General features: G+C 72.4%; 19 protein-coding genes. 14 read left to right on the top strand and 5 right to left on the bottom strand.

Annotation, left to right across the window (positions count from 1 at the left end):
• Positions 1 to 131: 131 nt before the first annotated feature.
• The 8 genes from HJD23_RS13865 (at position 132) to HJD23_RS13830 (ending at position 7,741) form a co-directional block, all read left to right on the top strand.
• Positions 132 to 326 carry a hypothetical protein gene (locus HJD23_RS13865; protein WP_141313811.1) on the top strand — a complete coding sequence of 65 codons (195 nt, stop codon included), beginning with the start codon at positions 132 to 134 and terminating at the stop codon, positions 324 to 326.
• A gap of 30 nt (positions 327 to 356) precedes the next feature.
• Positions 357 to 1,217, top strand: coding sequence for an N-acetyl-1-D-myo-inositol-2-amino-2-deoxy-alpha-D-glucopyranoside deacetylase (gene mshB, locus HJD23_RS13860; protein WP_171107450.1), 861 nt, complete (start codon positions 357 to 359; stop codon positions 1,215 to 1,217).
• Positions 1,214 to 1,624: a DUF6113 family protein gene (locus HJD23_RS13855; protein WP_171107448.1), complete on the top strand. Its 411-nt coding sequence runs from the start codon at positions 1,214 to 1,216 to the stop codon at positions 1,622 to 1,624. Before mshB ends, HJD23_RS13855 begins: the two co-directional genes overlap by 4 nt.
• A 159-nt stretch (positions 1,625 to 1,783) precedes the next feature.
• Positions 1,784 to 3,988, top strand: a complete 2,205-nt coding sequence (locus tag HJD23_RS13850) for a hypothetical protein (RefSeq protein ID WP_171107447.1) — start codon at positions 1,784 to 1,786, stop codon at positions 3,986 to 3,988.
• A gap of 324 nt (positions 3,989 to 4,312) precedes the next feature.
• On the top strand, positions 4,313 to 5,227 hold the full coding sequence (locus HJD23_RS13845) for an ABC transporter ATP-binding protein (protein ID WP_171109911.1): 915 nt from the start codon (positions 4,313 to 4,315) through the stop codon (positions 5,225 to 5,227).
• A complete protein-coding gene (locus HJD23_RS13840) occupies positions 5,224 to 5,964 on the top strand; it encodes an ABC transporter permease (protein ID WP_171109910.1) in 741 nt (246 codons plus the stop codon). Before HJD23_RS13845 ends, HJD23_RS13840 begins: the two co-directional genes overlap by 4 nt.
• Positions 5,961 to 7,130 carry a histidine kinase gene (locus HJD23_RS13835; RefSeq protein WP_171109909.1) on the top strand — a complete coding sequence of 390 codons (1,170 nt, stop codon included), beginning with the start codon at positions 5,961 to 5,963 and terminating at the stop codon, positions 7,128 to 7,130. The genes HJD23_RS13840 and HJD23_RS13835 overlap by 4 nt, the downstream gene beginning before the upstream one ends.
• Complete coding sequence (locus tag HJD23_RS13830; RefSeq protein WP_171109908.1) at positions 7,127 to 7,741, top strand: response regulator transcription factor; 615 nt, start codon at positions 7,127 to 7,129, stop codon at positions 7,739 to 7,741. Before HJD23_RS13835 ends, HJD23_RS13830 begins: the two co-directional genes overlap by 4 nt.
• Before the next feature lie 99 nt (positions 7,742 to 7,840).
• Here HJD23_RS13830 and HJD23_RS13825 read toward each other — a convergent pair whose 3' ends face one another.
• Both HJD23_RS13825 and HJD23_RS13820 read right to left on the bottom strand, forming a co-directional pair.
• Positions 7,841 to 8,692, bottom strand: coding sequence for a transglutaminase-like domain-containing protein (locus HJD23_RS13825; RefSeq protein ID WP_171109907.1), 852 nt, complete (start codon positions 8,690 to 8,692; stop codon positions 7,841 to 7,843).
• A 2-nt stretch (positions 8,693 to 8,694) separates the two neighbouring features.
• A complete protein-coding gene (locus tag HJD23_RS13820) occupies positions 8,695 to 9,693 on the bottom strand; it encodes a GNAT family N-acetyltransferase (RefSeq protein WP_171111641.1) in 999 nt (332 codons plus the stop codon).
• A gap of 141 nt (positions 9,694 to 9,834) precedes the next feature.
• On the opposite strand from HJD23_RS13820, the gene fdxA reads away from it, so the two are divergent.
• Together fdxA and HJD23_RS13810 are read left to right on the top strand one after the other, a co-directional pair.
• A complete protein-coding gene (fdxA, locus tag HJD23_RS13815) occupies positions 9,835 to 10,155 on the top strand; it encodes a ferredoxin (protein ID WP_141313802.1) in 321 nt (106 codons plus the stop codon).
• 110 nt (positions 10,156 to 10,265) lie between these two features.
• Positions 10,266 to 11,360 carry a bifunctional succinyldiaminopimelate transaminase/glutamate-prephenate aminotransferase gene (locus tag HJD23_RS13810; protein WP_171109906.1) on the top strand — a complete coding sequence of 365 codons (1,095 nt, stop codon included), beginning with the start codon at positions 10,266 to 10,268 and terminating at the stop codon, positions 11,358 to 11,360.
• Positions 11,361 to 11,535: 175 nt separating this feature from the next.
• Here the strand turns inward: HJD23_RS13810 and HJD23_RS13805 are convergent, their stop codons facing one another.
• Both HJD23_RS13805 and HJD23_RS13800 read right to left on the bottom strand, forming a co-directional pair.
• Complete coding sequence (locus HJD23_RS13805; protein WP_171109905.1) at positions 11,536 to 11,982, bottom strand: ATP-binding protein; 447 nt, start codon at positions 11,980 to 11,982, stop codon at positions 11,536 to 11,538.
• Positions 11,983 to 12,321: 339 nt separating this feature from the next.
• Complete coding sequence (locus HJD23_RS13800; protein WP_171109904.1) at positions 12,322 to 13,299, bottom strand: heavy metal transporter; 978 nt, start codon at positions 13,297 to 13,299, stop codon at positions 12,322 to 12,324.
• A gap of 82 nt (positions 13,300 to 13,381) precedes the next feature.
• Between HJD23_RS13800 and dapE the strand changes: the two genes are divergently transcribed.
• Complete coding sequence (gene dapE / locus HJD23_RS13795) at positions 13,382 to 14,461, top strand: succinyl-diaminopimelate desuccinylase (protein ID WP_171109903.1); 1,080 nt, start codon at positions 13,382 to 13,384, stop codon at positions 14,459 to 14,461.
• Between the two features lie 117 nt (positions 14,462 to 14,578).
• Positions 14,579 to 15,337 carry a TIGR00730 family Rossman fold protein gene (locus HJD23_RS13790; protein ID WP_171109902.1) on the top strand — a complete coding sequence of 253 codons (759 nt, stop codon included), beginning with the start codon at positions 14,579 to 14,581 and terminating at the stop codon, positions 15,335 to 15,337.
• Between the two features lie 788 nt (positions 15,338 to 16,125).
• Here the strand turns inward: HJD23_RS13790 and folP are convergent.
• Complete coding sequence (gene folP / locus HJD23_RS13785; RefSeq protein WP_171109901.1) at positions 16,126 to 16,986, bottom strand: dihydropteroate synthase; 861 nt, start codon at positions 16,984 to 16,986, stop codon at positions 16,126 to 16,128.
• A 187-nt stretch (positions 16,987 to 17,173) separates the two neighbouring features.
• Here folP and HJD23_RS13780 point away from each other — a divergent pair, with 187 nt between their 5' ends.
• The gene (locus HJD23_RS13780; protein ID WP_171109900.1) at positions 17,174 to 17,527 is read left to right on the top strand and encodes a DivIVA domain-containing protein; all 354 of its coding nucleotides are present in this window, start codon (positions 17,174 to 17,176) and stop codon (positions 17,525 to 17,527) included.
• Positions 17,524 to 18,111 (top strand): DNA-3-methyladenine glycosylase I, encoded by a 588-nt coding sequence (locus tag HJD23_RS13775; protein ID WP_171109899.1) that lies wholly within the window; start codon positions 17,524 to 17,526, stop codon positions 18,109 to 18,111. Before HJD23_RS13780 ends, HJD23_RS13775 begins: the two co-directional genes overlap by 4 nt.
• The last annotated feature ends 12 nt before the right edge of the window (positions 18,112 to 18,123 follow it).

The following is an 18,123-nucleotide window of genomic DNA, read 5'->3' as shown; positions in this document are numbered from 1 at the left end:
ATTCGATGCGCGCGTACGGATAGTTATGATCACTAGCGCTGTGTGGGTATGAACCTGCTGGCCGCTGTATGGATTTACAAGTTCCCTCGCACTGTTTTCCCCACATCCCGGGTTCTTGGAGGTGAGCCGCCGTGGCACTCTCGATTTCGGCGGTGGTGCTGCTGGCGATCATCGTCTTCCTGCTGATCAGGAAGTCGGGGCTGAAGGCCGGGCATGCGGTCGTGTGCATGCTGCTGGGCTTCTACCTCGCCTCGTCCACCATCGCGCCCACGATCAGCGAGCTGACCACCAACATCGCCGGCATGATCGGCAGCATCAAGTTCTGAGCGGCCCGCTCTGCTCGTAGGGTGGGGGCCATGACGGAACTGCCCGCCCGGCGTCTGCTGCTGGTGCACGCGCACCCGGACGACGAGTCGATCAACAACGGCGCGACCATGGCCAGGTACGCGGCCGAGGGCGCCCATGTGACCCTGGTCACCTGCACCCTCGGTGAGCGCGGCGAGGTCATCCCGCCCGAGCTCGCGCATCTGACCGGCGCCGCCCTCGGCGAGTACCGCCTGCGCGAGCTGACCGCGGCCATGCGCGCGCTCGGCGTCCAGGACTTCCGTCTGCTCGGCGGCCCCGGCCGCTACCAGGACTCCGGGATGACGGGCCTGCCCGACAACGACGACCCCGGCTGCCTGTGGCAGGCGAACGTCGACGAGGCCGCAGCCCACCTCGTCGAGGTGATCCGCGAGGTACGGCCCCAGGTCCTCGTCACCTACGACCCCGACGGCGGCTACGGCCACCCCGACCACATCCAGGCCCACCGCATCGCCATGCGCGCCGCCGACCTGGCCGCCGAGGCGGGCATCGGCCTCGCCAAGGTCTACTGGAACCGCGTCCCGCGCACCGTCGCCGAGGACGCCTTCGCCCGCCTCCAGGACGCGCTGCCCGACCTGACCTTCGCCAAGAGCGCGGTGATCGACGACGTACCCGGCGTGGTCGACGACGAGCGGATCACCACCGAGATCGACGGCACCGCGTACGCCGCCGCCAAGGCCGCCGCGATGGCCGCGCACGCCACGCAGATCGACGTCGCCGAGCCGTACTTCGCGCTGTCCAACCAGCTCGCACAGCCGCTGTTCAGCACCGAGTACTACGAGTTGGTGCGTGGTCAGCAGGGTGCTCGGGGCCGGGAGAAGGACCTGTTCGCCGGGATCGAGGTGGCGTCATGAGCGACCGGCACTCGATGCTCGCGCAGCCACTGCACCGCCCCTCCGCCGGGCGGATGGCCGCCCACCTGGGCCTGTTCGTGCTCGGCCTGGTGGTCGGAGTCGCCGGATCACTGGTGCAGGCCGCGTGGTTCCCGGGCGGGCTGCTGCTGGCCCTCGCGGGCGCGGCCGGGGCCTTTCTCGGCGGGGCGTGGGCGACCCGCGGCCGGGGCGGGGCCCTCGCGGGCGCGGCCGGCTGGATGCTCGCCGTCATCCTGCTCACCGCCAGCCGTCCGGAAGGGGACTTCCTCTTCGCCGCCGGCGTCGGCTCGTACGCCTACCTGCTCGGCGGCATGGCCGTCGCTGTGATCTGTGCCACCCTCGCTCCGACGCGGCAACCCGGTGGCCGGTCCGTCCGACTTGGCGAATGACGTACCAGTTCGCCGTCACGCGCTCGTGCGAGTCCCGTGTGGGTTTCCCCAGCGGTCGCGGGATACCCGCCCGAAGTGGCCAGTATGGTGGAGCCGCCGCCGAGCTGCCCGCGTATCTGAGGTCGTAACGGGCGGTGGAGCCAACCGGGAGAACCTGCCTTGAGTCGTGAAACTGACAGTCCGTCCTCCGGGCCCAACGGGCGCGGGGGTACCGCATACCCCTCGGGCACGCCGCCCTACGGCACCCCCACGGCTTCCGACAACGGTGCGGACGCGGGCCGTTCGGGCGGACCGTCCGAGGAGCGCAAGACCGAGACGACGCTGACGACCCGGATCCGGATCAACATCCCCGGATCGCGGCCCATTCCGCCGGTCGTCGTACGCAAGCCCGTCGCGGACACCGAAAGCGCCGACGGTGGCGGCGCCGAGACGGCGCCGCCGGGCGCGGCCACCTCCACCGGCACCGTCGAGTCTCCCGCCGAGCAGCAACAGCCGGGGACCGGCGAGGAGAAGACGAGCGACTGGTTCGCGCCCCGCAAGTCCGGGACGCCCAAGCCCGGTCAGGGCGGCGGCACCACCAACGGCACGGGCCCGTCCGGCGGTTCGGTCGCTCCCGGCGCCCCGGTCACCGCCCCGGGCGGCGCGCGTCCCGGCGGTGTCGTCGGTTCCATGAACCTGCCGGGCACCTCCCGGCCCGGAGCGCCGAACGGCGCCCGCCCCGGCGGCACCAACGGCGCCGGGCTCCCCGGCGCGACCGGCGGCCCGGTGGCCCCCGGCCACGGTGGCGGCACCGGCTCCTTCGACGTCACCGAGGCGCTCGCGGCGGGCCCGCTGGGCAACGGCAACGGCAACGGCTCCCGCCCGGGCGAGCCGCGCCGCGACGACCTGCCGTACTTCACGGAGCCCGGCCAGAACGGACCGAACGGCCAGGGCACGCCGAACGGGCAGGACCCGTACGGCACTCGGACGCCGTACGGCGGTCAGGGCGCCGCGCCCAACGGCCAGAACGGCCCCAGCGGTTACGGTGGCCTGGGCGGCCCCGGCGGACCGGTCGGCCCGCAGGGCCCCGCGGGCCCGACCCGCGGCCCCGTCACCGGCGACAGCCCCCTCGCGACCCCGAACGCGGCCGGCGCACCCGGCACCGCCCCGCACCCCGGCCCCGGCGGCGGGCTGAGCGACGACACCGCGATCCTCACCCCGCAGAAGCCGGCCCCCGAGCCGCCCCCCGGCAGCCCCTTCGCCCCCGTCGACAACGTCTCCGGGGACACCCTCAGCAGCGGCATCCCGATCGTGCCGCCCGCCGACCGGAGCACGCCGTTCGGGCCGGGGGCCCCCACCGGCGGGCCGCTGCCGCACACCCCGCCGAAGCGGCCAGAGCCGGCGCAGCAGAGCGCTCCAGCCGCCGCGCCCAAGAAGAAAAAGAAGGGCCGCAACAAGCTGGTGCTGCTCGGCGGCGGCGTGTTCGCCATCGCCGGTGTGGCCTACGGCGCCGGTCTGCTGATGAACCACTCCGACGTGCCCAAGGGCACCACCGTGCTCGGCGTGGACATCGGCGGCGGCACCCGCGACGACGCCGTCAAGAAGCTCGACGAGGCCCTCGGTGACCGCTTCGACATACCGGTGAAGCTGTCCGTCGACGGCGAGACCGTCTCGCTCAAGCCGGACCAGTCGGGCCTGCAGTTCGACGCCGACGCCACGGTCGGCGCCGCCGCGAAGAGCGACTACAACCCCGTCTCCGTGATCGGCTCGCTCTTCGGGCAGGAGCGGGTCGTCGAGCCGGTCATGCCGGTCGACGAGGAGAAGCTGCAGTCCGCCCTGCAGACCGCGGCGGGCGGCGCGGGCAGCGCCACCGACGGCACGATCAGGTTCGAGTCGGGCAAGGCGGTCGCCGTCTACGGCAAGGCGGGCAAGGGCATCGACGTCGACCGGGCCACCGAGGCCGTCGAGGAGGCCTACCGCACCCAGGTGGAGACCGGCACGGCCACGCCGGTCCAGGTGCCGACCACCACCAAGCAGCCGACGGTGTCCAACGCCGAGGTCGACCGGATGATGAAGGAGTTCGCCGAGCCGGCGATGTCCGCCAACGTCACCGTCCGGACCGACGCGGCCCACACGATCGCCTTCAGCCCGGAGAACTCCCTGTGGAAGTTCCTCCGCGTCAAGGCGATCGACGGCAAACTCGTCGACACCTACGACGAGGCCGCCCTTCAGGAGCTCTACGGCAAGACCTTCGACGGCGTCCTCATAACCCGGGCCACCGGCCAGAAGACCCCGGTCACGGTCCAGGACGTCATCGGCGCCCTGCGCCCGGCCCTGAAGAGCACGACGAGCCGCGTGGCGACGATCGACACCAACCCCAACTAGGGCGTGTTTCGAAAGTAGCGTCGTCCGCCCGGAGGGCGGGGCCCGCGGCGTCTGGTGCGGTGCATCGCAAGGCGGAGGGTCGCCCGCGTACTGGGCGTACGCGGGCGATCCCGACAACGCAGCGAGGCGCCGTGCCAGGCGTCGCGGGCCAGACGGGACTTTCGAAACACGCCTTAGGGCCTGTTGCGCACGGGGCACCCGTCCGCCGGGCGCCCCTTCGTCGTCCGTGCGGGTCTGTCACCTCGTACGCATGACATCCGTCATCCGGCAGTCGGGACCGCCGACACTGCCGGGCGCCGGGCCCGCCCGGACACGATGGTTGCCATGACGACAACAGCGACCACGGCGGTCGCCTTCGACCAGGTGAGCAAGAGCTACGGCACCGTCCGCGCCGTAGACGCCCTGACGCTCACCCTGCATCCCGGCCAGACCGTGGCCCTGCTGGGCCCCAACGGCGCCGGCAAGTCGACCGCCCTCGACCTGCTCCTCGGCCTCAGGCAGCCCGACACCGGCACGGTCCGCCTCTTCGGCAGCACCCCGCGCGAGGCGATCGTCGCCGGGCGGGTGGGCGCGATGCTGCAGAGCGGCGGACTGATGGACGGCGTCACAGTCGCCGAACTGGTGCGGCTGGCCTGTGCCCTGCACCCCAGGCCGTACGCCGTTACCGACGTACTGTCCCGCGCGGGCATCGACCGCCTCGCCGACCGCAAGGTCGACAAGCTCTCCGGCGGGCAGTCCCAACGCGTCCGGTTCGCCCTCGCCACCGCCGGCGACAGCGACCTGATCGTCCTCGACGAGCCGACCACCGGCATGGACGTCACCACCCGCCAGGCCTTCTGGACCACCATGCGCGACCAGGCCGACCACGGCCGTACGGTCCTCTTCGCCACCCACTACCTCGAAGAGGCCGACGCCATCGCCGACCGCGTCCTCGTGCTGCACCGCGGCCGGCTGCTCGCCGACGGCACCGCCGCCGAGATCAAGGCGAAGGCAGGAGCCCGCAGGATCACCTTCGACCTCGACGCCCCGATCGACGAACCCGCCCTGCGCGCCCTGCCCTTCGTCTCCTCCCTGGACGTCTCCGGATCCACCGTCCGCATCCGCTCCACGGACGCCGACGCCACCGTCCACGCCCTCTACGCCCAGGGCTCCTACCCCCGCAACCTCGAAGTCGCCGGCCTGGGCCTGGAGGAGGCCTTCGTCGCCCTCACCACCGCCGAGGAGGCGCGCACCGCATGAACAACCTGGTCACCCTCGAACTCACCCGCGCCCTGCGCAACCGCAAGTTCCTCTTCTTCTCGGTGATCTACCCCTCGGTGCTGTTCCTGCTGATCTCGGGAACCGCCGACAGCACGGCGACGATCGACGGAACGGGCCTGACCCTCCCGACGTACATGATGGTCTCCATGGCCTCCTTCGGCGCCCTGACCGCCGTCCTGATGGGCAACAGCGAGCGCATCGCGAAGGAGCGGGAGAACGGCTGGGTACGGCAGCTGCGGCTGACCCCGCTGCCCGGGCGCGGGTACGTCCTCGCCAAGACGGCGAGCGCGGCCGTGGTCAGCCTGCCGTCGATCGTGATCGTCTTCGTGGTCGCGGCGGTGGTGAAGGGCGTACGCCTGGACGCCTGGCAGTGGCTCGCCCTGACCGGCGCGATCTGGGCCGGCAGCCTGGTCTTCGCCGCGCTCGGCGTGGCCATCGGCTACCTGGCGAGCGGGGACGCGGTCCGCCCGATCACGATGATCGTCTACTTCGGCCTGTCCATGCTCGGCGGCCTGTGGATGCCCACGACGGCGTTCCCCGGCTGGCTCCAGGACATCGCCGAGTGGCTGCCCACGCACGCGTACGCTGCCCTGGGGCGGGCCATCGAACAGAGCCAGGCCCCGCAGGTCGGCGACATCGCCGTCCTCGCCGTCTCCTTCCTGCTCTTCGCGGGCGGGGCGGCCTGGCTGTACCGGAAGGACTCGCTGAAAGCGTGAGCGGCATCGGCGTCGGTATCGGGCAGCGCCCGCAGAACCGCAAGCAGCGGATGATCAAGACCCTGTGGACGGGCATCTGGCTGGTCTACCTGAGTGCGCCCGTCACCGACCTCCTGCACGGCGGCCACAGCACCGGCGTCCGCGTCCTCGGCTGGATCGGCCTGGCGGCCTTCGTCACCTGGTACATGATCCTGCTGTTCCGAACCGGCCGCTGGGACAGGAACGCCGCGGTCCTGAGCGCGCTGGCGGTCCTGGCCGCCCAGTCGACGGTCCTCGCCGTCACCCTCGGCCGCGAGTGGCTGGTCCTCTACGTCTACGTCTCGATCGCGTCCGGCGCCGCGCTGCCCCTGCGGTACGCGCGCTGGACCATCCCCGGCGTCTCGGCCCTGATGACGTCCGTCGCCCTGGCCGTCCCGGACGGCACCGCCTACCTGGCCGGGCTGCTCATCCCGGCCCTGCTCGGCGGCTTCGCCATGACCGGCGTACGCGAACTCGTCCGCACCACCGTCGCCCTGCGCGAGGCCCGCGCCACCGTCGCCCACCTGGCCGCCAACGAGGAACGGCTGCGGCTCGCCCGCGACCTGCACGACCTGCTGGGGCACTCCCTGTCCCTGATCACCCTCAAGAGCGAACTGGCCGGGCGGATGCTCCCCGACCACCCCGACAAGGCGGCCCAGCAGGTCGCCGACATCGAACAGGTCAGCCGCCAGGCCCTCGTCGACGTCCGCGAGGCCGTCACCGGCTACCGGCGCCCCCTCCTGGCCGCCGAACTCGCGGGCGCCCGGGTCGCCCTGACCGCGGCCGGGGTCACCCCCGACATCCCGCTGGAACCGGACGTCGCCGACGTCCCCGAGGAGAGCGAGTCCGCCCTCGCCTGGGCGCTGCGCGAGGCGGTCACGAACGTCGTACGGCACAGCGGCGCCAGCCGCTGCACCGTCACCCTGGCCCGTCGGCAGACCCTCGACGGCCCGGTACTGGAACTGTGCGTCGAGGACGACGGCCCGGGAGCGGGCGGCGGCACCGGCGAAGGCCCGGGCCACGGCCTGACCGGCCTCGCCGAGCGCCTGCACAAGGCGGGCGGCACGTTGGAGGCGGGCCCGCTGAAGCAGGGCTTCCGCCTGGTCGCGAGGGTCCCCGCCGACCCGGCCGTAGGATCCGGGACATGAGCCGCACGATCAGGGTCCTGCTCGCCGAGGACCAGGCGATGGTCCGCGAGGCACTGGCCGCGCTGCTCGGCCTGGAGGACGACATCGAGGTGGTCGCCCAGGCGGCGCGCGGCGACGAGGTGCTGCCGCTGGCCCGCACGCACGACGTCGACGTGGCCCTCCTCGACATCGAGATGCCGGGCGCGACCGGCATCGAGGCGGCGGCCCGGCTCCACCAGGAGCTGCCGGACGTACGCCTGGTCATCCTCACCACCTTCGGCCGCCCCGGCTACCTCCGCACCGCCATGGAGTCCGGCGCCGACGCCTTCCTGGTCAAGGACGCCCCGGCTGCCCAGCTGGCGGAGGCGATCCGCAAGGTGCTCTCCGGGGAGCGGGTCATCGACCCGACCCTGGCGGCAGCGGCCCTGGCGGAGGGCGCGAACCCTTTGACGGACCGCGAACGAGAGGTACTGCGAGCGGCAGCGGACGGCTCCACGAACGCGGAGCTGGCGGCAACCCTGCACCTGTCCCAGGGCACGGTCCGCAACTACCTCTCGACGGCAATCCAGAAGCTGGCGGCCCGCAACAGAACGGAAGCGGCACGGATCGCTGAGGAGAAGGGCTGGCTGTAAGGACCGGTCAGGGCAGCGCCGCCAGGGGCGCGGGGCTGTATCGATGTGCGGCTCCGCCGCGTGGGCGCGACAAGCCACGACGAACCCGCACCCGCCCGATCAGTTCAACATGGCACGAGCGGCCTGCGCCTCCCCCCGAACCCGCTCCGCCGCCCCCTCATCCACAGCCCCTACGACCTCCGCATACGCATCCAGCTCCGCCGCAGCCCCCAGAAAATCCGCCCGCCGCACCAGCAACTGCGCCCGCTCATACCGCAACCGAGCCGGATGCGACGGCAGCAACAACGCAAACTCCACAGCCCACAACCCCACATCCGACCGCTCGACCCGCGCGGCGGCCCACGCCCGGATGTTGTTCAGGATCCGCAGCACCACATCCAACGGATCCGCAGGCTCCAGCATCGAAGGATCCAGCGGCGTCCCGGTGGCCCCCACCACCAGCAACTCCGCGTCCTTCCCACTGAGCACCCGCCCCCCGTCGAACGGATCCGCCAGCACCTGCTCATCCGCCTCGCCGAGCCCGACGACGAAGTGCCCCGGCAAGGCCACCCCGTACACCGGCGCCCCCGCCCGCCGGGCCACCTCCATCCACACCACCGACAGCAGAATCGGCAACCCCCGCCGCCGCACCAGCACGGCATGCAGCAGCGACGACTCCAGCCGCTGATAGTCCGCGGCGGAGCCGCGGAACCCGCACCGCTCGCCCAGCAGCTCCCGCAACGCCACGGCCCACGCCCGAGCTCCACCCGGCCGGAACGGCAGCAGCCCGGCCAGCCGGTCCAGTTCCACCTGCGCGGCGTCGATGCCCGCCTCGTCCAGCGTCCCGTCGGCCTGGGCGCTCACCAGCAGACACAGCGTCGCCAGATCGGGCCGCTCGGCCCGCGCCTCCTCGGCGAACCGGCGCCGCAGCCCGGCGGACCGCTCCGGCGGTGGTGGGAAGGGTGGACGCATGGCTACCTGCCCTCCGGCTCCCGGAAGTGGTGGTACGTGTGATGCACACCGAAGCCCAGCCCGGCGTACAACGCCCGTGCACCGGCATTGTCCGTCTCGACCTGGAGCCACGCCGCCGAAGCGCCCTCCTCCAGCGCCCGCCGGGCCAACGCGGCCATCACCTCGCTCGCCAGCCCCCGACGCCGTAGCGCGGGATCCACCTCGACGGCGGCGAACCCGGCCCACCGCCCGTCGACGACACACCGTCCGATGGCCGCGGGCACATCGCCCTCCCCGGGCACACTCGCGAACCACACCGAGCTCCCGCTCCCCAGCACCCGCAGCGCCACCTCACTCACCCCCTTGCGCTGATACCGGGCCAGCCACCCCGCGTCCGCCTCCCGGGACAGCACCACCCCGGCACCCTCGGCCCGATCCGCGACCGGCGCGAGCCCCCCGACCCACAGCTCGGCGGACACCTCCCGCACCCACCCCCGCCGCTCCAGCTCCGCGCACAGCAGCTCCTGCGTGCCCTCGGCTCCGGTGGCGGTCTGGATGTACGAGGGCAGGCCGCGGTCGCCGTACCAGCGCCGTACGACGGTCAGCGCCTCGTCGAGCGACACGCCGGGGTCGCCGAGCGGGAGCACGGAGTTGGCGCGGCGGGTGAACCCGGCGGCGGCGCGCAGCTCCCACTCGCCGAGCCGCTCGCTCTCCAGCGGCCGCCAGGCGCGTGCGGCGACCCGGGCCAGCTCCTCGTAGGAGGCCGCGGGGCCGCGTCGCCGGGCCGGGGTCGGAGGGACAACCTTCCCCGCGACCAGCGAGGATTCCTCGATCCGGACGCGTTCGCCGTCCCGCCGTGTGATCATGAGCACACCCTTGTCCCAGGATGTGAGAACACCCACCGTGTCGGTGAATTTCTGCTCCGTGACACGAGGGTCCCCCAACCGCCGTACGGAGACGCGTTTGCCCACGTCAGCAGCGGTGATACGGACCTCAAGGCGTCCAGCCGCCGATATTTCCACAGGTCGGTTCACCCCTCCTGTTCGGATCGTGCCCAGGAACGGAGATACTAGGGGCGGGCATCGACGACGCCGCGCTCCCGCGCGCCAGGCGGCGGAGCCTGAGGAGGCCCGCCAGCGCCCTATCCGAGGAGGAACGACAGCGTGACCTACGTCATCGCGCAGCCTTGTGTCGACGTCAAGGACAAGGCGTGCATCGAGGAGTGCCCGGTCGACTGCATCTACGAGGGCTCCAGGTCCTTGTACATCCACCCGGACGAATGTGTCGACTGCGGGGCATGTGAGCCGGTCTGCCCGGTCGAGGCGATCTTCTACGAGGACGACGTGCCGGAGGAGTGGAAGGACTACTACAAGGCGAACGTCGAGTTCTTCGACGAGCTCGGCTCGCCCGGCGGTGCGAGCAAGCTCGGCCTGATCGAGCGGGATCACCCCTTCGTCGCCGCGCTGCCGCCGCAGGCCGACTGACGCCGTAAGCGGCCCGAACCGCGCCGCCTCGGTCCCGTACGGCCCGATCACCCCGATCGTCGCCGCACGGGACCGAGTCGTTTGCCGCAGCAGAAAGTGAGCCAGACACCGTGTCCGCAGTCTCCGACCGCCTGCCCACCTTCCCCTGGGACAAGCTCGCGCCGTACAAGCAGACGGCCGCCGCGCACCCCGACGGCATCGTCGACCTCTCCGTCGGCACCCCGGTCGACCCGGTCCCCGAGCTGATCCAGAAGGCGCTGATCGCCGCCGCCGACTCGCCCGGCTACCCGACCGTGTGGGGCACGCCCGAACTGCGCGACGCGATCACCGGCTGGGTACGGCGCCGCCTCGGCGCCCGGGACGTCACCCACCACCACGTCCTGCCGGTCGTCGGCTCCAAGGAACTCGTCGCCTGGCTCCCCACCCAGCTGGGCCTCGGCCCCGGCGACAAGGTCGCCTACCCGCGCCTGGCCTACCCGACGTACGAGGTGGGCGCGCGCCTGGCCCGCGCGGACTACGAGGTGTACGACGACCCGACGGACCTCGACCCGGCGAACCTGAGGCTCCTCTGGCTGAACTCGCCCTCCAACCCGACGGGCAAGGTGCTGTCGAAGGCGGAACTGACCCGGATCGTCGCCTGGGCCCGCGAGCACGGCGTCCTGGTTTTCTCCGACGAGTGCTACCTCGAACTCGGCTGGGAGGCCGACCCGGTCTCGGTCCTCCACCCGGACGTCAACGGCGGCTCGTACGAGGGCATCGTCTCGGTCCACTCCCTCTCCAAGCGCTCCAACCTCGCGGGCTACCGCGCCGCCTTCCTCGCCGGCGACCCGGCCGTCCTCGGCCCGCTGCTGGAGATCCGCAAGCACGGCGGCATGATGACGTCCGCGCCGACGCAGGCGGCGGCGGTGGCGGCGCTGGGCGACGACAACCACGTCCGCGAGCAGCGCGAGCGTTACGCGGCCCGCCGTACCGCCCTGCGCGAGGCCCTGCTGGGCCACGGCTTCCGCATCGAGCACAGCGAGGCCAGCCTCTACCTGTGGGCCACCAGGGACGAGTCCTGCTGGGACACGGTCGCCCACCTGTCCGACCTGGGCATCCTGGTCGCACCGGGTGACTTCTACGGCCAGGCGGGCGAGAAGTTCGTACGCGTGGCCGTGACGGCGACGGACGAGCGGATCGCGGCAGCGGTGAAGCGGCTCGCGTGAGGCTCTGAGCACAGCTGTGAGCCTCTGAGCACAGCCGTGATGCTCTGAGTACAGCCGTGAGCCTCAGAGCACAGCCGTGAGAGCCTCTGAGGCACAGCCGTGAGGCTCTGAGCACAGCGACGGGGCCCAGGAACAACGTCCTGGACCCCGTCGCCCGGTGAGCGGCGCCCGGCACTCAGCCGATCGGCAGCCCGGTGGTCGGCAGCGACTGCGTGGTCAGCCCGCCCTTGGTCAGCCCGTCGGTCGGCAGCGCGCCCGTGGTCGCGGTCGACGCGGCGTCACCCACGGCGACCCCGGCCGCCCCAGCGGTGTCACCCACGGCCTTCTGCACGGCCGGCGTCGCCTTCTTCGCGGCCTGGCCACCGGTCTTGCCCGCGGCCGGCACCGCCGTCTTGACCGCCTTGCTGCCGGTGTCCCCGGCGGTGCCGGTGACGCTCTGCGCCGCACTGTCGACGGTGTTGCCGACGCTCGCCCCGTCCAGGGCGGAGAGCCCGCCGAGGTTGGGGGTGGCGGGCAGTTCGGGGGCCGCGCTGGCGGAGCCGGCCGCACCGACCCCGGCAGCCGCTCCCGCTGCGACGAGCAGCGCGGCACGGGCGATCCGACGGGTCAGGGGGAGGGACATGGTGCTCCTTCGACGGAGATAACGGTGACGTGTTCAACCGCGCCCGGGAGTTGACCCGCGATGTCGGTCGCGTTCTGGGTCTCGCTCTCGGGCTCGGACGCACTGACTACCGCTCGAAGCCCCCGAAGGTTGCGGCGAGCCAACGTAAAGAGTTGGCAATGCGTCGCATTATCGGCTGTGGATAAAAACGGGCAAAGAACACCCGGTCCGAAAGTCTGCCGAATCCTTACAGCCCCGTGTTCCCAAGGGCTTTGACGCATACGAGGGTGAGGGCGCGAAAACCTGAGCACCCCGTCGCCCCGAGTGGACGCACGTAACCCCTGGGAGTGACCGCTCGCACTACTGCGCAGTGACAATGCGGACGGCGTTCGCGGTCCCCGCGCTCTCCGCCCGGTCCGCATTGCTCGCGTCCCCCGCCGCGGCACGCCACCGGCTGTCGGTGTGCCCCGCGACCCACTCCCGCCCGGCGTACGAGACGCGTTCGATGTGCAGCGCGGAGGCGTTGGCGACGGCCCAGTGGGCGAACTGCCAGCCGCGCTCCCGGGCGCTGCGCCCGTCGGTGTCCTCGGTGACGGGCACGGTCACCGTCCGCCCGCTGGTCTCGGTGACCAGGGTCGGCGTGGGAGAGGGCGTCGTGGCGCCCACCTCGGCGCCGGCCTGCTGCACGGCGTCCCGCCCGAAGTCCCGTACGAGCGCGGAGCGCACCGCGTCCGGACCGGCGGTCGCGGTCGCGCCCGGCCGTCCCTCGCAGGTCAGCGTGGCCGCCGAACGCCCGGTGAGGGCGGCGGCCAGCAGGGTGGCGTCGGGCTCGTGCTTGGCGTACGCCTGCGGGAAGCCGCTGCGCTGCACGCGCTGGGCGGCGACGGTGAGGGGCAGCCGGGTGTAGCCGGGGACCTTGACCAGATGGTCGTAGAACATGCCCGCCGAGTAGATCGGGTCCATGATCTGCTCCTCGGTGCCCCAGCCCTGCGAGGGCCGCTGCTGGAACAGCCCGAGCGAGTCGCGGTCGCCGTGGCTGATGTTGTGCAGCGTGGACTCCTGCAGGGCGGTCGCGAGGGCGATGGTGACGGCCCGTTCGGGCAGCCCGCGGGCGGTGCCGACGGCGGTGATCGTCGCGGCGTTGACGGCCTGTTCGGGGCTGAACTCGTACGTCGCCCCGTCGCCGTCGGCCGAGACGACCTTGCATCCCGGGCCGCCGGTGCCTCCGGTGATGTACTGCACCGCGAGATAGCCCGCGACCGCGAGCAGGACCACGAAGGCCGCCCCGATACGGAGGAGGCGGCCACGACGCTGGAGAGTAGGGGACGGCTCTGGCACGCGTACAAGGTACTGGAGAGTACGGAGTGACTGGAGCCTGGTGCGGAAAGTACTCCCAGGTCGGGGAGGTTAGGGTCAAGGTATGGCCGACTCCCCGCTTGACCTCACCCTGGACGCCGCCCAGCTCACCGCCCAGCTCGTCGACTTCCCGTCGGAGAGCGGCAGCGAGAAGCCGCTCGCGGACGCGATCGAGACCGCGCTGCGCGCCCTGCCGCACCTCACGGTCGACCGCTACGGCAACAACGTCATCGCCCGCACCGACCTGGGCCGGTCGCAGCGGGTGATCCTCGCCGGGCACATCGACACGGTGCCGATCGCCGACAACGTGCCGTCCCGGCTGGACGAGGACGGTGTGCTGTGGGGCTGCGGCACCTGCGACATGAAGGCGGGCGTCGCGGTGCAGCTGCGCATCGCGGCCACGGTCCCGGCCCCCAACCGCGACCTGACCTTCGTCTTCTACGACAACGAGGAGGTCGCCGCCGACCTCAACGGCCTCGGGCACGTCGCCGAGGCGCGCCCGGAGTGGCTCCAGGGCGACTTCGCGGTGCTGCTGGAGCCGTCCGACGGCCAGGTCGAGGGCGGCTGCCAGGGCACCCTGCGCGTGCTGCTGACGACGACGGGCGAGCGGGCGCACTCGGCGCGCGGCTGGATGGGCTCCAACGCGATCCACGCGGCGGCCCCGATCCTGGCCCGCCTCGCCTCGTACCAGCCCCGCTACCCGGTGATCGACGGCCTGGAGTACCGCGAGGGCCTGAACGCGGTGCGTATTTCGGGTGGTGTGGCCGGAAATGTCATCCCCGACGAGTGCGTGGTCACGGTCAACTTCCGCTACGCCCCGGACCGTACGGAGGAGGAGGCGATCGCCCACGTCCGTGAGGTGTTCGCGGACTGCGGCGTGACCGACTTCATCGTCGACGACCACAGCCCGGGCGCGCTGCCCGGCCTGTCCCACCCGGCCGCGGCGGCCTTCGTCGAGGCGGTGGGCGGCACCCCGCAGCCCAAGTACGGCTGGACGGATGTCTCCCGCTTCAGCGCGCTGGGCATTCCGGCGGTCAACTACGGTCCCGGCAACCCGCACTTGGCGCACAAGCGGGACGAGCGGGTGGAGACGGCGAAGATCCTGGCGGGTGAGGAGCGGCTGCGGTCCTGGCTGACGGCGTGACGAACGTGCGGGGCTGTGAGGGGCGCTTTGTTTCGTCGGACATACACATGTCCCCCTCCCGTAACCGGCGTGGATCTACGCTGAGGTGGAAATACCCCGCAAGCGGAGGGAGCGCACATGGCCACCGGCAACCCTGAGGGTCAGCACAAGCCGCCGGAGGAGCAGCGCCTCGGCCCGGTCCTCCGTCGGCGGAGCCAGGTGACGGCGAGCACGACGGACCAGCGCCTGCTGGACGCGGGCGGCCCGTCGGACTGGGTCCACACCGACCCGTGGCGCGTCCTTCGCATCCAGTCGGAGTTCATCGAGGGCTTCGGCACGCTCGCCGAACTCCCGCCCGCGATCAGCGTGTTCGGCTCCGCCCGTACGCCGGTGGAGTCCGCCGAGTACGAGATCGGCGTGCGCCTCGGACGAGGCCTGGTGGAGGCGGGCTTCGCGGTCATCACCGGCGGCGGCCCCGGGGCGATGGAGGCGGCCAACAAGGGCGCGTGCGAGGCGGGCGGCATCTCGGTCGGCCTGGGCATCGAGCTGCCCTTCGAGCAGGGCCTCAACCCCTATGTCGACATCGGCCTGAACTTCCGCTACTTCTTCGTCCGCAAGATGATGTTCGTCAAGTACGCGCAGGGCTTCGTGGTCCTGCCGGGCGGCCTGGGCACGCTGGACGAACTCTTCGAGGCCCTGACCCTGGTCCAGACCCAGAAGGTCACCCGCTTCCCCATCGTCCTGTTCGGCACCGACTACTGGGGCGGTCTGATCGACTGGCTCCGCAAGACCCTGGTCGCCCAGGGCAAGGCGGCGGAGAAGGACCTTCACCTGTTCCACGTGACGGACGACGTGGACGAGGCGGTGGCGCTGGTGTCGAAGGAGGCGGGCCGCTAGCGCTGCGCTTGAGCCGGTTCCTTGAGTCACCCGGCGTCTGTCCCACACCCGGCGTCTGGGTGACGCCCCCTGGGGGCTGCCGCCCCCAGCCCCCCCGCTTCGGCCTCAACGGCCTCGTCTTCAAGCGCGCCGGACGGGCCGAGGCGTTGGGACTGACGCAGGACGAGCGGGGCTGGTCGGAGAGGGCGTGGGTTCCGTCTGCCGGGTGGGCTGGAGGCGGGCTGGGGCAGGCTCGGGGAGGCGTGCCGGGGCGCAGGGGCGGAGCGTCGCCGGGGGTGCATGGGGCGGAGGCCCTGGGGGTGCAGGGGGGCGCAGCCCCGCCCGGGGTCCAGGGGTGCCGCCCCGCCCGGGGTTCAGGGTGCCGCCCCGCCCGGGGTTCAGGGTGCCGCCCCGCCCGGGGTTCAGGGTGCCGCTTCGCCCGGGGTTCAGGGCGCTGCTCCGCCCGGGGGTCAGGGGCGCCGCCCCGCCCGGGGGTCAGGGGCGCCGCCCCGCCCGGGGTTCAGGGCGCCGCTCCGCCCCGGGGTTCAGGGGCGCCGCTTCGCCAGGGGGCCAGGAGACGGAGTGCAGCCAGAGGTCCAGGGGACGGAGTGCCGCCAGGGGTCCAGGGGACGGAGTCCCCGGCGGGGTCTGGGGCGGAGCCCCAGTGGGGGGCACCTCTTGTCCAACCGAGTCGGGTGGGCGGGTGGGCAAGGGGGGTGCAGGGGCGGAGCCCCGCCGGGGGTCTGGGGCGGAGCCCCAGAGGGCCACCTCTTGGCCGAGCGAGTCGGGTGGGTGGGTGGGCGAAGGCCTCAGGCCAGCCCCCTGCGGGCAACCGCCGGCTCACGCCAACCCGCGATCGCCGCCACCATCTCCAGCACCTGCCGAGTCTCCGCCACCTCATGCACCCGGTACACCTGCGCCCCGAGCCACGCGGACACCGCCGTCGTCGCCAACGTACCGATCACCCGTTCCTTCACCGGCTTGTCCAAGCTCTCCCCGACAAAGTCCTTGTTGGACAGCGACACCAACACCGGCCACCCCGTCTCGACCATCTCCCCGAGCCGCCGCGTCGCCTCCAGACTGTGCCGCGTGTTCTTCCCGAAGTCGTGCCCGGGATCGATCAGCACCGACTCCCGAGGCACCCCCAACGACACGGCCCGCTCAGCCAGCCCGAGCGTCACCCGCAGAATGTCCGCCATGACGTCGTCGTACGTCACCCGGTGCGGCCGCGTACGCGGTTCCGCGCCCCCCGCATGCGTACACACCAGCCCCACCCCGTACCGCGCGGCGACCTCCGCCAGCCGCGGATCCACCCCACCCCACGCGTCGTTCAGAAGATCCGCCCCTGCCTCGCACACCGCCTCCCCGACCTCGTGCCGCCAGGTGTCCACACTGATGATCACGTCCGGGAACCGCCGCCGCACCTCCGCCACGAACCCCACCGTCCGCCGCGCCTCCTCCCGCGCGCTCACCTCCTCACCGGGCCCCGCCTTGACCCCGCCGATGTCGATGATCGCGGCCCCCTCGGCCACCGCCTGCTCCACCCGAGCAAGGGCGGGCTCGTCGCGAAACGTGGCCCCTTGGTCGTAGAACGAGTCCGGGGTCCGGTTCACGATCGCCATGATCACCGGCTCGCGCGGGTCGAACTCCCGCCTGCCCAGCCTGAGCATCCCCTGTGACCTCTCCTCGTTCCTGGTCCTGGACCCCGTCTTGGACCCTGTCCTGCCCTGCCCCAGGCCCTTTGCGACCGCCTGCGACCCTAACTGTCAGAGTCGCATGGCACGATCGGACCCTGACACATCCGACGTCGGCGTACGCCACACGTATGCCGGCACACTCCGCGTGGGGACCTCAGCGATGGTTATGTTCTTTTTCCTGGTCGTCGCCCTCGCCGTCGTGGTCGCCGCGGTGACCCTCGCCGTGGTCGGCGGCGGCGAGCACGGCCCGCTCCCCGAGGCTGCGCCCGAGCGGCTGCAGGACCCGCTGCCCCCGGACCGCCCGGTCAGCCGCATCGACATCGACGCCCTGCGCTTCCCCCTCGCCGTCCGCGGCTACCGCATGGCCGACGTCGACGACGCCCTGAACCGCCTCGCCGCCGAGCTCGCCGAGCGGGAGGCCCGGATCGCCGACCTGGAGTCCGCCCTGGCCGGCGCCCAGGCCGCCGCCCGCGTCAGCACGGACCGGACCGCCCGGGAAGAGGACCACCGGTGAGCGACGGCACCGCCCTGGCCGGCCCGGACGGCGCGCTGCGCTGCCCCTGGGCCCTGTCGACGCCGGACTACGTGACGTACCACGACGAGGAGTGGGGCCGCCCGGTCCACGGCGACGACGCGCTGTTCGAGCGGTTGTCCCTGGAGGCCTTCCAGTCCGGCCTGTCCTGGATCACCATCCTGCGCCGCCGCCCCGGCTTCCGCGCCGCCTTCGCCGACTTCAAGATCGCCACGGTGGCCGGCTTCACGGACGCGGACCGCGACCGCCTCCTCACCGATGCCCGCATCATCCGCAACCGCGCGAAGATCGACGCCACCCTCGCCAACGCCCGCGCGCTGGCCGACTGGGCGCCGGGCGAGCTGGACGCGCTGATCTGGTCGCACGCCCCCGACCCGGCCGCCCGCCCGGTCCCGAAGACCATCGCCGACGTCCCCGCGGTCACCCCGGAGTCGACGGCCCTGTCCAAGGTCCTGAAGAAACGGGGCCTGCGCTTCGTGGGCCCGACGACGGCGTACGCGCTGATGCAGGCCTGCGGCCTGGTCGACGACCACCTGGCAGACTGCGCCGCACGCCGCGTCGACTAGGGCCTGTTGCGA

Origin of the sequence: Streptomyces sp. Z423-1 (assembly GCF_013009255.1) — a bacterium.
In the GTDB taxonomy this organism is placed as follows: Bacteria; Actinomycetota; Actinomycetes; order Streptomycetales; family Streptomycetaceae; genus Streptomyces; species Streptomyces gossypiisoli.
Note: the sequence above shows the minus strand (reverse complement) of the source record. Positions and strands in the feature narration are given on the sequence as shown.

What these genes read in the sequence shown, in the direction of transcription:
- dapE (WP_171109903.1), top strand. Translation starts at nt 13,382, where the DNA reads ATGGCCGACTCCCCGCTTGACCTCACCCTGGACGCCGCCCAGCTCACC.
- HJD23_RS13845 (WP_171109911.1), top strand. Translation starts at nt 4,313, where the DNA reads ATGACGACAACAGCGACCACGGCGGTCGCCTTCGACCAGGTGAGCAAG.
- HJD23_RS13855 (WP_171107448.1), top strand. Translation starts at nt 1,214, where the DNA reads ATGAGCGACCGGCACTCGATGCTCGCGCAGCCACTGCACCGCCCCTCC.
- HJD23_RS13780 (WP_171109900.1), top strand. Translation starts at nt 17,174, where the DNA reads ATGGTTATGTTCTTTTTCCTGGTCGTCGCCCTCGCCGTCGTGGTCGCC.
- folP (WP_171109901.1), bottom strand. Translation starts at nt 16,986, where the DNA reads ATGCTCAGGCTGGGCAGGCGGGAGTTCGACCCGCGCGAGCCGGTGATC.
- HJD23_RS13830 (WP_171109908.1), top strand. Translation starts at nt 7,127, where the DNA reads ATGAGCCGCACGATCAGGGTCCTGCTCGCCGAGGACCAGGCGATGGTC.
- mshB (WP_171107450.1), top strand. Translation starts at nt 357, where the DNA reads ATGACGGAACTGCCCGCCCGGCGTCTGCTGCTGGTGCACGCGCACCCG.
- HJD23_RS13840 (WP_171109910.1), top strand. Translation starts at nt 5,224, where the DNA reads ATGAACAACCTGGTCACCCTCGAACTCACCCGCGCCCTGCGCAACCGC.
- HJD23_RS13825 (WP_171109907.1), bottom strand. Translation starts at nt 8,692, where the DNA reads ATGCGTCCACCCTTCCCACCACCGCCGGAGCGGTCCGCCGGGCTGCGG.
- HJD23_RS13805 (WP_171109905.1), bottom strand. Translation starts at nt 11,982, where the DNA reads ATGTCCCTCCCCCTGACCCGTCGGATCGCCCGTGCCGCGCTGCTCGTC.
- HJD23_RS13790 (WP_171109902.1), top strand. Translation starts at nt 14,579, where the DNA reads ATGGCCACCGGCAACCCTGAGGGTCAGCACAAGCCGCCGGAGGAGCAG.